A 14,736-nucleotide genomic window follows, 5' to 3' on the forward strand; every position below is an offset into this window, starting at 1 on the left:
CCCCGGGTGGCACCAGGCGCCCGGGCCGCGTCGGGCCCGGGGCCGGCGTCAGCCCTCCGGATCGCGTCAGGCGCCCGCAGCGGTCGACTTCCGTGCACCCGATGCGGCCGGCCGCTTCGCGGCGGAACGGGACCGGGCGCCGCTCCCCGCGGCGCCCGCCCCGAGATCGCGCCGGAACCCCTCCGGCATGAACAGGTCGGCGGGCGACAGCTCGGAGATCGACGAGTGCCCGAGCCCGAGCACGGCCGAGTCGAGCCCGCCGCGCAGGATGTCGAGCACGTTCTCGACGCCGGCCTGTCCATTCGCCGCCAATCCCCAGAGGTACGCACGCCCGATCATGACCGCCCGCGCGCCGAGCGCGAGCGCCTTCGCCACGTCGCCGCCGCGGCGGACGCCGCCGTCGAGCAGCACCTCGACTTGGTCGCCCACGGCCTCGGCGATGCCCGGCAGCATCCGGATCGACGCCGGCGTCGTGTCAAGGTTATTGCCGCCGTGGTTCGACACCGAGATCGCGGTGACGCCCGCGTCGATCGCGCGCTTCGCGTCGTCGATGCGCCCCACCCCCTTCAGCATGAACGGGCCGCCCCAGGTTTCGCGGAGCCACGCGACGTCCTCCCACGACGGCGGCGGCGTCGACATCCACTCGCCGTAGGCCCCGAAGAAGGTGGGCGGGTCGCCGTCGGGCGGTGCGAGGTTCGGCGCGGTGAGGTCGGGCACGCGCCCGGTCTTCAGGAAGTCGAGCAGCCACGACGGCTTCGTCACCGCCTGCGGTGCGAATCGCATCGCGGCCTGCAGGGTGAGCTTCTCCGGGATCCACGGGCTGCCCCAGTCGCGCCCGTTCGAGAACGACCAGTCGAGCGTCGCGATGAGGCCCTTCGCCCCCGCCGCACGCGCACGCTCCATGCGCTGCACCATGGCCTCGCGCGACCCGCTCCAGTACAGCTGGAAGAACGTGTTGCCGTTCGCCGCGGCGACCTCCTCGACCGGCTTCGACGCGAAGGAGCTCAGCCCCATGATCGTGCCGCGGTTCGCCGCGGCGCGCGCGACCGCGACCTCGCCCTCGGGGTGCACGGCCTGCACGCCCGTCGGCGAGATGAGCACGGGCAGCGAGATCGGGATGCCCATCACCGTCGTGTCGAGCGACCGCTCCGCCTGGTGCCCCGCCACGTGCGGGGCGAACTGCAGTTCGGCGAACGCCCGCATGTTGTCGTCGATCGTCGCGCCGCGCTCCGACCCGGCGACGAGCGCGCCGTACACCGAGCCCGGCAGGCGCCTCTTCGCGCGTCGCTGCGCCTCGGCCACCGTCTCGAACCATGCCCCGGCCATCAGCGGGCTCCCCTCGTGTCGTCGGTCATGTCCACTCCTTCCTCGGGCGGCGTCGCCGCCGAACTCCCGGCGGCCTCAGCCACCGAACATCTCGCTGATCGCGGGCGCCACCGCCCGCACGTCGCGCACCACGTGCAGCGTGCCCCGGCCGAGCCGGGCGAGGTCCCGCCCGAGCTCCACGTCGCGTTCCCCCGTCGAGTCGAGCAGCACGTCGAGCCGGGGCAGCCGGGCCGCGATCGGCCGCGGGTCGGGGCCCGCATTGTGCACGCAGTCCGACAGCAGCACCACGCGCGAGTCGCGCAGCGGCGCCCCGGCGAGCTCCTTCGCCGCGAGCTCGAGCGGGAACGCCACGTTGGTGAGCCCCTGCGCGGGCAGCCGCATGATCGTGTCGACGAGTTCCATGGGCTGCACCGGCGCTCCGAGGTGCTGGAGCACCGCGGCATCCGACCAGAACGCGATGACCGCCAGGTCGTCGTGCTGCAGCTCGCCGGCGATCGCCCCCACCGTCGCGGCGGCGGTCAGGATGCGTTCGCCCTTCATCGACCCCGACACGTCGACGACGAGCACGACCGAGCGCGTGGTGCGGATGCGCTCGCGCACCACGATGTCCTCGTCGTCGGGCACCGGCCGCTCGGCCAGCACCTCGATGGTCGCGTCGAGGTCGATCTCGTCCGACCCGCCGCGGTACGGCATGCTGCCGAGCTCGCCCATGCCCCTGCGCGAGGTCGCGTCCCGGCGCGGCCGCGGCACGGCCAGGCGGGCGGCGATCTGCCGGGCGCGCTTCCGGGCGATCGGGTCGACGGATGCCTCGAGCTCGGGCGCGACCACGGCGCCCTGCTCCTCCGTGAAGTCGCCCGCCACCGATCCCGAGCGAGCGGTCGCGCGCGTTCGGGTGCGCCCGCCGGCGCGCAGCAGCATGCCGCCGGCGCCGGGGGTCGCATCGAACACGGTGGGGTCCTCCTCGAGCTGCTTGGGCTTCCGGCGCAGGGGCGTGCCCTGCTCCGTGCGGCGCTCGCGGCCCGACTCCCGCTGGATCGGAGAGTCGGCCGGCACGGCCCTTCATCCCGGCGCGGCAGTCGCCGGCTCGAGCACGAAGCGGTCCTCCCAGATCTCGCGCAGCACCCGCTCGGGCGTGGTCTCGGCGGCCTCGTCGAGGTGGATGCGGCCCGACAGCGACACGATCATCGCGTCGAGCACCATGGCGGGGTACTGCTCCTGCTCGGGCGAGCGGATGCCTCGCATCTCGGCCAGCTCGGTGCCGACCAGCACGCAGTCGATCGCGCCGCGCACGCTCGACCCCTGCCGCACGTCGGGGTGGGTGCGCGTCGCGCGGGTCACGGCGACCGCGTCGCGCACGAGCCGCTCGCCCACCGCACCGCGGGCACCGCTGCGGAGCGCGGCGATGCGCTCCTCGGCGTCGGCGTCCTGGTAGTCGACCGCGAGCCGGTTCAGCCGGTCGTGCACGCTGGTCGACAGCCGCGTGGTGCCGATGTTGTCGTACGGGTTCATCGACGCGATGACCCGGAAGGTCGCCTTGGCGCGGATGCGACCGACCCGCGGCACCGCGATCGACCGGTCGGCCATCGCCGTCAGCAGCGTGTTGATCGTGTCCTCCGGCGCCCGGTTGAACTCCTCGATGTAGAGGAACCCGCCCTGCTGCATGGCCTCCACGAGGGGCCCGGCGACGAAGTTGTCGGCGCTGTAGTCCTCGCGCAGCACGCGCGCCGGGTTGTGGTGACCCACGAGCTTCGCCGGCGTGAGGTCGGCGTTGCCCTCGACGAAGAGCAGGGGGATGCCCCAGTCGGCCGTGATCGCGGTGAGCATCGTGGTCTTGCTCGTGCCGGGCGGCCCCTCGAGCAGGATGTCCCGCCCGGCGGCGACCGCCGCGAGCGTCAGCTCGAGTTCCCGTTCCCGGCCCACGATGTTCGCCGCGATGCGCCGGCGCCGTTCGGCGAGATCGCCGCCCGTCGCCGCGCGATCGACGTCCGTCGGGGCATCCGTCACCTGTTCCTCGCCCATGCGCTCCCCTCCTACTTCACAGCCGCGCCGGCGTCGACCGGCAGCGGGACGCCCGTGATGTACCGGGCCTCGTCGGACGCCAGGAACAGCACCGCGTTCGAGATGTCGACGGCCTCGACCCACGGGATGGGCAGCGCGTTGATCGCGCTCGCGCCCGCCGCGAAGTCGTCCTTCGTCGGATTCTCGAGGTCGGGCCGGAACAGCCGGTAGATGGCGTCGTTCTGCACCATCGGCGTGTCCACCACCGTGGGGTGCACGCTGTTCACGCGGATCATGTCGGGCGCCAGCTCGAGCGCCAGCGTCTTCATGAGCCCGACCACCCCGTGCTTGGCCGACACGTAGTGCGAGATGTTCTCGAACGCGAACAGCCCGGCGTCGGAGCTCGTCAGGATCATCGACCCGCCGTTGCCGCCGGCGCGGATGTGCGGAATCGCCGCCTTGCAGCTGCGCCACACCCCGTTGAGGTTGATGTCGGTCATGTTGACCCACTCGTCCTCGGGGATGTCCTCGGCCCGGTTGAACCGGCCCGCGATGCCCGCGTTGGCGCACACGATGTCGAGCCGGCCGAGCTGGGCGACGCCCTCGTCGACGGCCCGCTGCACCTGGTCGTAGTCGCGCACGTCGGCCTTCGACGCGACGATGCGCCGGTCGAGCGCCTCGACCTGGCGCACGGTCTCGGCGAGGTCCTCCTCGGTCGCCGGGTCGTACGGGTTCTCGTCGAAGCGCTCGCACGCGTCGATCGCGATGATGTCGGCGCCCTCCTGGGCCAGTCGCACCGCGTGGCTGCGACCCTGTCCTCGTGCGGCGCCCGTGATGAACGCCACCTTCCCCTCCACACGCCCCATCGCGTGCTCCTTCCCTCGTGGCGGGGGTCGCCCGCCGGTTCCGGATGCCCCGGGGCGAGGTCCGCCCCGGGGCATCCGCGGTTCAGTACTGCGTGTTGCCCGCGTCGACCGTCATCGCCATCGCGGTGACGTAGCGCGACTCGTCGGAGGCGAGGAACAGCACCGCGTTCGACTGGTCGCGCGGCTCGGTCACTTCGACCGGCAGCGAGTTGGTGAGCATGCCCGCGAGCCGCGGGTTGGCCTCGAGCATGCGCGGGTACTCGGCGCCCATCTGCCCCATGTCGGTGGCGACACCGGTCGGATGCAGCGAGTTGACGCGGATGTTGTGCATCGCCAGCTCGTGCGCGAACGCCTTCGTCAGCCCGGTCACGCCGAACTTCGACGCGACGTAGGGCGTGATGAACGGCAGGCCCTTGAGGCCGGCTGCCGAGCTCGTGAGGATGATCGACCCACCGCCCGCCGCGATCAGGTGCGGCGCGGTCAGGCGCACGGTGTTCCACACGCCCTTGAGGTTGGTGTCGATCGTGTCGTCCCAGACCTCCTCGGTCACCTCGTCCCACGGGGCGACGATGCAGATGCCCGCGTTGCCGACGACGATGTCGAGGTGGCCGAGCTCGGCGACGCCCTCGTCGACGGCGGCCTTCATGGCCGCGGCGTCGCGCACGTCGGCCTGCCGGGCGACGATGCGGCGGTCGAGCGCCTCGACCTGGCGCACGGTCTCCTCGAGGTCCTCCGGTGTGGCGTGCGGGTACTGGAGGTTCGGGATCGGCCCGCAGACGTCGACCGCGATGATGTCGGCGCCCTCCTCGGCGAGCCGCAGCGCGTGGCTGCGGCCCTGCCCGCGAGCGGCTCCGGTGACGAAGGCGACCTTGCCTTCCACTCGTCCTGCCATGTTCGTTCGTTCCTTCCTGTCGGTTCGGGTGGGTCAGCGCTTGTTGAGGAAGCCGGCGTCGACCGGCAGCGTCACGCCGGTCACGTAGCGCGCGGCGTCGGAGGCGAGCCACACGATGGCGTTCGAGATGTCGACGGCCTCGATCATCGGCACCGGCAGCGCGTTGGCCATCGCGTTGGAGAGGCTCGGGTCGGACTCGAGGAACTCCTGCATGACCTCGTTCACGACCATGGGCGTGTTCACGCCCGTGGGGTGCACGGTGTTCACGCGGATCGAGTGCTCGGCGAGCTGGTTCGCGTAGCTGCGCATGAGGCCGACGACCCCGTGCTTGGCGGCGGTGTAGCCGAGCCCGCCCGGGGTGTTGCCGCCGATGCCGGCGATGCCGGCGGTCGAGCTGGTCAGCACGATCGCGCCGCCCCTGCCGTGGGCGACCATGGACGGCTTCGCGACCTCGACCGTGTGGTAGACGCCGGTGAGGTTCACGTCGATGACGTCCTGCCACTCCTCCGGCACGGGGTTCATCGACAGCGGTGCGATGCCGGCGTTGGCCGACACGATCTGCACGTCGCCGAGTTCAGCCACGCCCGCGTCGAACGCGGACTGCACGGCCTCGCGGTCGCGCACGTCGGCCTCGACGGCATGGATGCGGCGGTCGAGCGCCTCGACCATCGCGACCGTCTCGGCGAGGTCCTCGGGCGTCGACATGGGGTAGCCGACGGTCTCGATCTGCTTGCACAGGTCGATCGCGATGATGTCGGCGCCCTCCTCGGCGAGGCGCACCGCGTGCGACCTGCCCTGGCCGCGCGCCGCGCCGGTGATGAAGGCGACCTTGCCCTCGAGTTGTCCTGCCATGATGAGCTCCCTTGCTCGTCGGTGATTCGGGTGGGTGGGGGTGCTACTTGACCGGGGCCATGTTGATGCCGGGCAGCAGCAGGTGGCCGGCGTCGACCGGAAGGGTCACGCCGGTGACGGACGATGCGAGGTCGGAGTTCAGGAAGAGCGCGGCATCGGCGATGCGCTGCGGCGAGAGGAACCCGTTGCCCTTCAGCGCGTGGAAGCCGTAGCCCGCGTCGAGCATGTCCTCCTCGGTGCCCTCGCCGGCCGGCTTGCCGCTCATCATGTCCCACGCGCCCTGCCAGCTGGTCATGGGGGTGAGGATGGCGCCCGGATGCACCGAGTTGACGCGGATCCCCCGGCCGGCGTACTCCAGCGCGAGCGTCTTCATGAGCCCGACCACGCCGAACTTCGCCGAGCAGTAGTGCGCGTAGTTCGCGCCCGGCTCGAGCCCGTTGATCGAGCTGGTCATGACGATCGACCCGCCGCCCTGCTCGACCATGTGCGGCAGCACGGCCTTGGCCGACTTCCAGACGCCGGTGAGGTTCACGGCGATCATGTCGTCCCACGCCTCCTCGCTCAGCTCGTGCGCCGGCGCCAGCGAGAAGATGCCCGCGTTGGCGATGAGGATGTCGACCCTGCCGAGCTCCGCGACGCCGCGCGCGACCGCCCGGTCGAGGTCGGCCTGCTTCCGCACGTCGCCGACCTCGGCGACGATGCGCCGGTCGAGCGCCTCGACCTGGCTGACCGTCTCGTCGATGTCGGCCTGCGTCGCCATCGGGTACTGCACGGTCGAGATCTGCTCGACCGTGTCGATGATGACGACGTCGGCGCCCTCCCTCGCGCAGGTGACGGCGTGCGCGCGGCCCTGGCCCCGCGATCCGCCGGTGATGAAGGCGACCTTCCCGTCGAGCATGCCCATTGCGTTCTCCTTCCGGGCGCGCCGGACGGCCCGTGGACACGCACGACCGCATCACGACCGCATCGTCGCGGCCGTGCCGTGGTCGGGTCTCACGCGAGTCGGGGCGGAGCGCCTCCCTCGTGGCGCCGGTCGGCGCCGCTCTGCTTCGTGTCGAAGTCGTCGCCGCCCTGCGCGGCGAGGGTCGCGGCGAAGCCCGCGAGCGGGCTCTCGGCGCACGCGCTGACCGGCGGCGCCTGGAGGTCCTCCCGGCGCGAGAGCGTCAGGCGCACGGGGCCCATGCCGTTCGGGCCCGTGCGCGGGCGCGGCGGCGAGGTGCGGTGCGAGTGGTCGCCGGAGTGCTTGGGCAGGTCGGCGGCGGCCGCGCGCTGCTCGAGCGCCTGCTCGCCGTAGCCCTGCACGCACTCGGGGTCGGGCCCGTCGAGCGGCAGGCCGGTGAAGAACTTCGCCGCCATGCATCCGCCCTTGCAGGTGTCGTAGAACTGGCACGACGAGCACGCGCCGCCGGACTGCGGCGAGCGCAGGCGGCCGAACAGCTGCGACTCGCGCCAGACGTGCTGGAAGCCGCCGTCGTCGCGCACGTTGCCGGCGAGGAACTCGTCGTGGATCGCGAACGGGCACGCGTAGACGTCGCCGATCGGGTCGATCAGGCAGACCACGCGGCCCGCGCCGCAGAGGTTCAGGCCGGGCAGCGCCTGGCCGTACGCGGAGAGGTGGAAGAACGAGTCGCCGGTCAGCACGTCCTCGCCGTGCGCGACGAGCCAGTCGTAGAGCTCGCGCTGCTGGTCGGCGGTCGGGTGCAGTTCGTCCCACACGTCGGCGCCGCGGCCCGAGGGGCGCAGCCGGGTGAGCCGCAGCTGCGCGCCGTACTCGTCGGCGATCGCCTTGAAGTCGTCGAGCTGCGAGATGTTCTGCCGGGTGCAGACCACGGAGAGCTTGAAGTTGCGCATGCCCGCGTCGCGGAGGTTCCGCATCGCGCGCACGGCCGTGTCGTACGAGCCCGGCCCGCGCACGTGGTCGTTCACCTCGGGCGTCGCGCCGTCGAGCGAGACCTGCACGTCGACGTAGTCGTTCTCGGCGAGGCGCTCGGCGACCTCGGGCGTGATCTTCACCCCGTTGGTGGAGAACTTCACGCCGACGTGGTGGGAGGTCGCGTAGTCGACCAGCTCCCAGAAATCGCTGCGCACGGTCGGCTCGCCGCCGCCGATGTTCACGTAGAACACCTGCATCCGCTCGAGCTCGTCGATGACCGCCTTGCACTCCTCGGTCGAGAGTTCGCGCGGGTCGCGTCGGCCCGAGCTCGACAGGCAGTGCACGCAGGAGAGGTTGCACGCGTAGGTGAGCTCCCAGGTGAGGCAGATCGGGGCGTCGAGCCCGAGCTCGAAGTGGTCGACCAGGCGCTTGGGCGCGGGCGGCGGCGCGGTGGCGACCGGTGCGACCGGGGCATCCGTCAGCGTCATGCCGCTCGCTCCTCGGCCTCGCGCGGCGTGATCATGCGCGACTCGGCCAGCGTGCCGAGCGCACGCAGGTACGTCGGCAGGTGCGCCTCGGCCACTCCGGCGTCGGCGCAGGCGGCGCGTGGGCTCGGGGCATCCGCCAGTCGTTCGACCACGTCGAGCAGCGTGCGGTCCTTCAGGAACGACAGCCGGCGCGTGCCGAAGTGGTAGAGCAGCGCGCCGAACGGTTCGGGGCGTACGGAGACCTGCGGGTGCAGCGTCCAGGGGGAGTCGGGGTCGATCGAGGCCATGGCGGATGCGTCAGTAGACGCCGCACATGCCGTCGATGGAGACCTCCTCGACGAGCGAATCGGCTTCGATGACGTCGTCGGCAGCCTGCTGGGAGTCGCCGACCGGATCAGTTCGAGTCATGGGATGCTCCTCATGTGCGGGTCGCCCTCGTTGGCGTCCCCTCGCGATGTGCACGATACTAATGGCACTCAGTGCCGAAGGGAAGGGGTCGGACGATGACGTTGTCCGAAGACGCCGCCCGTCCCCGCATGGGCCGTGCCCCCTCGACCACGCACGCCGAGCTCAGCCACACCGCCCTGCGCCTGTTCATGGAGCACGGCTTCGACGAGACGACCGTCGACGACATCGCGCGCGAGGCCGGCATCGGCCGCCGCACCTTCTTCCGCTACTTCCCCTCGAAGAACGACCTGCCCTGGGGCGAGTTCGACGAGATGCTCGACGGCATGCGAGCGCGCCTCGCCGACATGCCCGACGAGATGCCGCTCATGGAGCAGCTGCGCATCGCGATCCTCGACTTCAACCGGGTGCCCGACGCCGAGGCCGAGTACCACCGCCGCCGCATGGAGCTGCTGCTGCACGTGCCGACGCTGCTCGCGCACTCGACCCTGCGGTACACCGCTTGGCGCGAGGTGGTCGCCGAGCACGTCGCCGGCCGCCTCGACCTGCCGGCCGAGGACCTCGTGCCGCAGACCATGGCGTGGACCTGCCTCGGCGTCTGCCTCGCCGCCTACGAGCAGTGGCTGCGCGAGCCGGAGTCCGACCTCATCGACCAGCTCGACCAGGCGTTCGGCATGATCGACGAGCGCATCGACCCGCGCCTCGTGCAGGCGCACCGGCGGCCGCGGCGGGCATGACGCGGCGCGTCGTCGTGGTCGGCGCGGGCGCGGCCGGCGCTCCGCTGGCCGCGCGGCTGAGCGAGGACCCCGACATCGACGTGACCGTGCTCGAGGCCGGGGCGGTGCCCGCCCGGCGCGCCGACTTCCCTCCGGAACTGCTCGACGCGTCGACCGTGCAGGGCGCGATGCCCGGCCACCCCGCCAACTGGTCGTACCTCGGGCACCTCACCGACGACCTGCCCTACACGATCGCGCGCGGCCGCATCATCGGCGGCTCGTCGACCATCAACGGCGCCTACTTCGTGCGTGCGACGCCGGCCGACTTCGCGCGCTGGGCCGCGGTCGGCGGCGACGACTGGGGCTACGCGCGGATGCTCCCCGCATGCGCGCGCTCGAGCGCGACCTCGACCTCGGGGCGGGGCCGCTGCACGGCGACGCGGGGCCGATGCCGGTGCGGCGCGCCGCCCAGGGGCATCCGGCCGCCGAGGCCTTCACCGCTGCCGCGTCGGAGCTGGGATTCGCGCGCGAGCCCGACAAGAACGCGAGCGGGCCGGCGGGGGTCGGTCCCGTGCCGCTGAACGTGGTCGACGGCGTGCGGGTGAACACGGGCGAGGCGTACCTGAACCCGGCCCGCGGGCGTCCGAACCTGCGGGTGGTGGGCGGATGCCGCGTGCTGCGCGTCGTGCTCGACGGCACCCGCGCGACCGGGGTCGAGGTGCTCCGCGACGGTGCGCTCGAAACGGTGCACGCCGACGAGGTCGTGCTCTGCGCCGGCGGCATCGGCACGCCGCACCTGCTGCTCGTCTCGGGCATCGGCCCGGCCGGCCAGCTGCGGGCGGCGGGCGTGCCCGTCGTCGTCGACGCGCCCGGCGTGGGGGCCGCGTTCAGCGACCACCCCGACCTGTCGATCGGATGGCGCGCCCGGCGCGACCTCATGGACCCGCGCACGCCCGAGACCTTCACGACGGCGCTCAACCTGTCATCGGGTGAGCCGGTGCCGGATGCCTCGGGGGCACCCGGCGCACCGGGCGACGACCTCGAGGTCATGGTGTCCGTGAAGTCGATGAGCTGGCTGCTCACCGGACGGCGCAGCATGTTCGCGGGCGGCGCGCGGGCCGCCCTGCGGCACCCGATCGACACCCTGCGGGCGCTGCGCGGCACGTCGCTCGCCCGAGTGCGCGAACAGGCGGCGCACGGCCGCGACCTGTCGCTGCTCGTCGGCCTGCAGCGCGAACAGGCGCGCGGGTCGATCACGCTCGCCTCGGCCGACCCGACCGAGCAGCCGCGCATCGACTACCGCTACCTGTCGACGGCATCCGACCGCGCGCGCCTGCGGGTCGGCGTGCGCACCGCGGTGGCGCTGTTGCGCTCGCCCTCCTTCGCCGGCCTCGTGGAGCGGCTGACCGAGCTCGACGACGCCACCGTCGCCGACGACGCCGCGCTCGACGCGTGGATGCGCGCGCACCTCGGCACCGCGATCCACCTCTGCGGGAGCGCCCCGATGGGCCCGGCGGATGCCCCGGGCTCGGTCGTCGACGCGCACGGCCTGGTGCACGGGGTGACCGGGCTGCGCGTCGCCGACACGTCGATGCTGCCCGACACCCCGTCGCGCGGTCCGGCCGCGACCGCCGTGCTCATCGGCGAGTCGGCGGCCGCGTGGATGCGGGCGGAGCGAGCCCGCTGAGCGTCGTGCACGACGCCCGCGAGCTCCGTGCGCTACCCCGCGTGCACCGCGGCGACGAGCGGCTCGAGCTCGGCGATGCGCTCCGCCGTCGAGCGCGGCGGGATGTAGCAGCGCACCTCGGTGATGCCCAGTTCGCCGAGTCTCAGGATGCGCTCGGCGATGTCCTGGGTGGATCCGTCGAAGCCGAGTCCGACGGACGCGCCGTGGCCGACCACCACATCGACCGTGCGTCGCAGATCGAGCGGGTCGCGTCCCACCCGATCGCACGCGGCGTCGAGGCCGGCCACGAGCGGTCGGAACGCCGCGAGCCCGTCGCTGGAGCCGGAATGGTCGTACCCGTTCCACTCGTCGGCGAGACGTGCGGCGAGCTCGAGCATGCGTGGCCCGTTCGCGGCCAGCACGACGGGCGGCCCGGTCGGACGCGGCGAGCGCTGCGCCAGCGTGGCGCCCGCCGACGGATACATCGGCCCCGGAGCATCCGATCGGCCGGTGCGCAGCATCTCGGTCACGATCGTGACCGCCTCCACCGCCCGTGAGTAGCGACGGGACGCATCGATGCCGAGCGCCTCGTACTCCGCATCGGGGGTGTTGCCCGCGCCGAGGCCGAGCACGTAGCGCCCGCCCGAGATCTCGTCGAGCGTGTTCGCGATCGCCGCGACGATCGTCGGTGCACGGTACGGGATGTTCACGACGGAGTGGCCGATGCGGATCCTCGAGGTGGACGCCGCGATCGCCCCGGCAAGCGAGACCGACTCCCACGCCGTGACCGGGTCGTCGGCCGGGTAGTAGAGGTGATCGGGCAGCACGAGCAGGTCGAAGCCGGCCTCCTCGGCCGCACGCGCCTGTGCGCGCAGCGACTCCCACCGCACGGGGCGATCGGCGGTGCCGTGCGTATCGAGCGCGATGCCGATCTGCATGCCGGTCTCCCGTCGTCGTTCCGACGACGCTAGCGGAGGACCGGGCGCGCGGCTACGCCTCGTCGTCGGCTGCCGGCTCGTCCGACCGCTCGGGCTCCGGCGCCGCGAGCGTGAACTCGTCGCCGCGCGCGAACTCGTCGAACTCTGCCGCGATCTCGGCGCGCTCGAGCAGTTCGGTCATGCGGCGATGGCGTCCGCGGGGGATGAGCGTCACCACGACGCCGCGCTTGCCGGCCCGGCCGGTGCGGCCCGAACGGTGCAGGTAGGTCTTGTACTCGTCCGGGGCATCCGCCTGGATCACCAGGTCGATGTCGTCGACGTGGATGCCTCGTGCCGCCACGTCGGTCGCGACGAGCACGTCGACCTTGCCGCTCGTGAGCTGCTGCAGGTTGCGCGTGCGACGGGCCTGGTTGAGGTCGCCGTGCAGTGCGACGGCGAAGACGCCGCGGTCCTCGAGGTGCTCGACGAGGTCCTCGGCGAACGCGCGGGTGCGCGAGAACACGAGGGTCTTGCCCGGCCGCGCGGCGAGCTGGGCGACGATGTCGCGCTTCTGGTCGTTGCGGATCACGAGCACGCGGTGGTCGATCGTGCCCGACGCCTGGTCCTCGCCCGCGACCTCGTGCACCGCTGGGTCGACGAGGAACTCGTCGACGAGCGCGGCGACGCCCGTGTCGAGGGTCGCCGAGAACAGCAGCTTCTGCCCGCCCGCACGGGTGCGGCGGAGGATGCGCTGCACGGGCTCGAGGAACCCGAGGTCGCACATGTGGTCGGCCTCGTCGAGCACGGTGATCTCGACCTCGCTGAGGTCGAGGCGGCGCTGCTCGATGAGGTCCTCGATACGGCCGGGCGTGCCGATCACGATGTCGACGCCGCGCTGCAGCGCGCCGACCTGGCGGCCCTGCGGCACGCCGCCGTAGATCTGGGTGGTGAACAGGCCGACGCTCTGCGCGATCGGCTGCACCGTGCGGTCGATCTGCAGCGCGAGCTCGCGGGTTGGCGCGAGGATCAGCGCACGGGGCGCGCGGCCGAGCTTGCGCTTCTCGCCGCTCTTGCCCGTGGACGCCCACATCTGCATGAGGCGCTCGACGGTGGGGGCGCCGAACGCGATGGTCTTGCCCGAACCGGTGCGACCGCGGCCCAGCACGTCGCGCCCCTCGAGCACGACCGGGATGGTCGCCGCCTGGATGGGGAACGGATGCTCCGCGCCGAGGTCGCGCAGGGCGCGCACGATGTTGCCGCCGAGACCCAGGTCGGCGAACGTCACGCCCTCGACGGCGTCCGCCGTGATGGCCTCGGCCTGGAGACGCTCGAGCACGACGTCGTCCTCGGGGGCGTACGGCGCACGGTCGTCCTTCGCGGGGAAGTACGTCGACGGCCGACGCTCGGACTCGCGGAAGCCCGGGCGGTCGGTGCGGTCGTAGCGGTCGTTGCGACGGCCTGCCCCGTCGTTGCGGTCGTACCGCTCGTTGCGGTCGTAGCCGCGGCCGGCGACCCGGCGGTCGTCGTGGTCGCGGCGGGGGCGCTCGCCCCGGTCGCGGTCGCGCCTGCGGGCGTCGTCGTGGTCGTAGCCGCGGCCGGCGACGCGCTGCGAGCGGTCGCGGTCGTCACGGCGGGGCGCGCGGTCGTCACGGTCGTACCGGCGACCGGAGTCACGGCGGTCGCGGTCGTCGCGGCGCGGGCGGTCGTCGCGATCGTAGCCGCGCGAACCTCCGCGCTGGTCGCGGTCGTCGCGACGGGATCGGTCGTCGCGGTCGTAGCCGCGCGAACCACCACGCTGGTCGCGGTCGTCACGACGAGGACGGTCGTCGCGGTCGTACCGGCGCCCACCATCGCGGCGGTCCCGGTCGTCACGACGCGGGGCACGGTCGTCGCGGTCGTAGCCGCGCGAACCTCCGCGCTGGTCGCGCTCGCCCTTCCGGGGTCCGCGATCCTCGCGGTCGTACCTGCCGCCGTCGTGGTCGTCGCGGCGCGACGAACTCGAGCGGCGCGGCGAACGGCCCGCCGCCTCGCGCTCCTCGCGGCTCCAGCGCTGCTTGGGCTCGGCCTCCTCGGGCCGGTAGCCGCGGTGACCGGGGCTGCGCGAGCCGGGCTTGCGCGTGCTGCCGGAGGCATCCGATCGCTTGGGCTTCTTCGACTTCTTCGCGTACGACGGGTCGAAGTTCTTGGCCAGGCGGCCGCCGGCGGGCTTCTTGTTCTTGGGCATGGCGATGCTTCCTGGGTTGTCCTCGAGTACATGGGAAGCCGCCCGGCGAGCGCACGTCGGCTTCAGAACCCGGGCTGTCCTCGACCGGGGCCGTCACATACGGTGATGCTCCCCGCCACCGCGGCGGAGATCCGGCCCACGGGACTCACAAACCCATCCGCGCGATGCGCGCGGTGTCCCAGACCGACGTGTCGATGCTAGCGGGCCTTGCTGTGAGGATGCCCGGGTGGGCGCGCGACTCGGGCGAACCATAGGAGAATCGCGGCCCCGGGCCGGCCCGCGTCGGCGTGTCGCCGATCGAGTCCTACGTTTCGCACGGGGCCCGCAGAGGCCGCTGTGCGAAACGTAGGAGATTCGCGGCCCGCGGCTCGGCCGGGTCGGCGTGTCGCCCATCGAGTCCTACGTTTCGCACGGGGCCGCCGAGGGTGGGGACGGCAGGAGGCCTGCCGCCGCATTCGGCGGCTGAGCCCGGCTCGGGTAGCATCGCCCCACCCGATTCCCTCCGGAGCGCCC

At 72.7% G+C, this 14,736-nt stretch carries 14 protein-coding genes and 1 pseudogene; 3 read left to right on the plus strand and 12 right to left on the minus strand.

The annotated features are described in order from the left end of the window. Positions 1–66: 66 nt before the first annotated feature. The 10 genes from mftD to mftA all read right to left on the minus strand — a co-directional run bounded on the left by mftD (position 67) and on the right by mftA (position 8,703). The gene (gene mftD / locus QUE38_RS05745) at positions 67–1,326 is read right to left on the minus strand and encodes a pre-mycofactocin synthase MftD (protein WP_286310642.1); all 1,260 of its coding nucleotides are present in this window, start codon (positions 1,324–1,326) and stop codon (positions 67–69) included. Positions 1,327–1,401: 75 nt separating this feature from the next. Then, complete coding sequence (locus tag QUE38_RS05750; RefSeq protein ID WP_286310643.1) at positions 1,402–2,379, minus strand: vWA domain-containing protein; 978 nt, start codon at positions 2,377–2,379, stop codon at positions 1,402–1,404. A gap of 6 nt (positions 2,380–2,385) precedes the next feature. Then, the gene (locus tag QUE38_RS05755) at positions 2,386–3,345 is read right to left on the minus strand and encodes an AAA family ATPase (RefSeq protein ID WP_286310644.1); all 960 of its coding nucleotides are present in this window, start codon (positions 3,343–3,345) and stop codon (positions 2,386–2,388) included. Positions 3,346–3,356: 11 nt separating this feature from the next. Beyond that, a complete protein-coding gene (locus tag QUE38_RS05760) occupies positions 3,357–4,190 on the minus strand; it encodes a mycofactocin-coupled SDR family oxidoreductase (RefSeq protein ID WP_286310645.1) in 834 nt (277 codons plus the stop codon). An 82-nt stretch (positions 4,191–4,272) separates the two neighbouring features. Beyond that, a complete protein-coding gene (locus QUE38_RS05765) occupies positions 4,273–5,082 on the minus strand; it encodes a mycofactocin-coupled SDR family oxidoreductase (RefSeq protein WP_286310646.1) in 810 nt (269 codons plus the stop codon). A 33-nt stretch (positions 5,083–5,115) separates the two neighbouring features. Then, complete coding sequence (locus QUE38_RS05770; RefSeq protein WP_286310647.1) at positions 5,116–5,934, minus strand: mycofactocin-coupled SDR family oxidoreductase; 819 nt, start codon at positions 5,932–5,934, stop codon at positions 5,116–5,118. 43 nt (positions 5,935–5,977) lie between these two features. Next, positions 5,978–6,838: a mycofactocin-coupled SDR family oxidoreductase gene (locus QUE38_RS05775; RefSeq protein WP_286310648.1), complete on the minus strand. Its 861-nt coding sequence runs from the start codon at positions 6,836–6,838 to the stop codon at positions 5,978–5,980. Between the two features lie 89 nt (positions 6,839–6,927). Continuing rightward, the gene (mftC, locus tag QUE38_RS05780; protein WP_286310649.1) at positions 6,928–8,295 is read right to left on the minus strand and encodes a mycofactocin radical SAM maturase; all 1,368 of its coding nucleotides are present in this window, start codon (positions 8,293–8,295) and stop codon (positions 6,928–6,930) included. Further along, positions 8,292–8,582: a mycofactocin biosynthesis chaperone MftB gene (gene mftB / locus QUE38_RS05785; protein ID WP_286310650.1), complete on the minus strand. Its 291-nt coding sequence runs from the start codon at positions 8,580–8,582 to the stop codon at positions 8,292–8,294. The genes mftC and mftB overlap by 4 nt, the downstream gene beginning before the upstream one ends. A 10-nt stretch (positions 8,583–8,592) precedes the next feature. Beyond that, positions 8,593–8,703: a mycofactocin precursor MftA gene (mftA, locus tag QUE38_RS05790; protein WP_286310651.1), complete on the minus strand. Its 111-nt coding sequence runs from the start codon at positions 8,701–8,703 to the stop codon at positions 8,593–8,595. Positions 8,704–8,798: 95 nt separating this feature from the next. Between mftA and mftR the strand changes: the two genes are divergently transcribed. From mftR to QUE38_RS05805, 3 genes and pseudogenes are all read left to right on the plus strand, one after another. Further along, on the plus strand, positions 8,799–9,437 hold the full coding sequence (gene mftR / locus QUE38_RS05795) for a mycofactocin system transcriptional regulator (protein WP_286310652.1): 639 nt from the start codon (positions 8,799–8,801) through the stop codon (positions 9,435–9,437). Positions 9,438–9,604: 167 nt separating this feature from the next. Further along, positions 9,605–10,257: pseudogene (locus tag QUE38_RS05800) on the plus strand (GMC family oxidoreductase N-terminal domain-containing protein); the annotation flags it as partial. 255 nt (positions 10,258–10,512) lie between these two features. Next, on the plus strand, positions 10,513–11,103 hold the full coding sequence (locus QUE38_RS05805) for a GMC oxidoreductase (RefSeq protein ID WP_286311668.1): 591 nt from the start codon (positions 10,513–10,515) through the stop codon (positions 11,101–11,103). Positions 11,104–11,135: 32 nt separating this feature from the next. Here the strand turns inward: QUE38_RS05805 and QUE38_RS05810 are convergent, their stop codons facing one another. Both QUE38_RS05810 and QUE38_RS05815 read right to left on the minus strand, forming a co-directional pair. Continuing rightward, positions 11,136–12,020: an LLM class flavin-dependent oxidoreductase gene (locus tag QUE38_RS05810; protein ID WP_286310653.1), complete on the minus strand. Its 885-nt coding sequence runs from the start codon at positions 12,018–12,020 to the stop codon at positions 11,136–11,138. 52 nt (positions 12,021–12,072) lie between these two features. After that, on the minus strand, positions 12,073–14,223 hold the full coding sequence (locus QUE38_RS05815; RefSeq protein ID WP_286310654.1) for a DEAD/DEAH box helicase: 2,151 nt from the start codon (positions 14,221–14,223) through the stop codon (positions 12,073–12,075). Between the last annotated feature and the right edge of the window lie 513 nt (positions 14,224–14,736).

The sequence above is a fragment of the Agromyces mangrovi genome, from assembly GCF_030296695.1.
In the GTDB taxonomy this organism is placed as follows: Bacteria; Actinomycetota; Actinomycetes; order Actinomycetales; family Microbacteriaceae; genus Agromyces; species Agromyces mangrovi.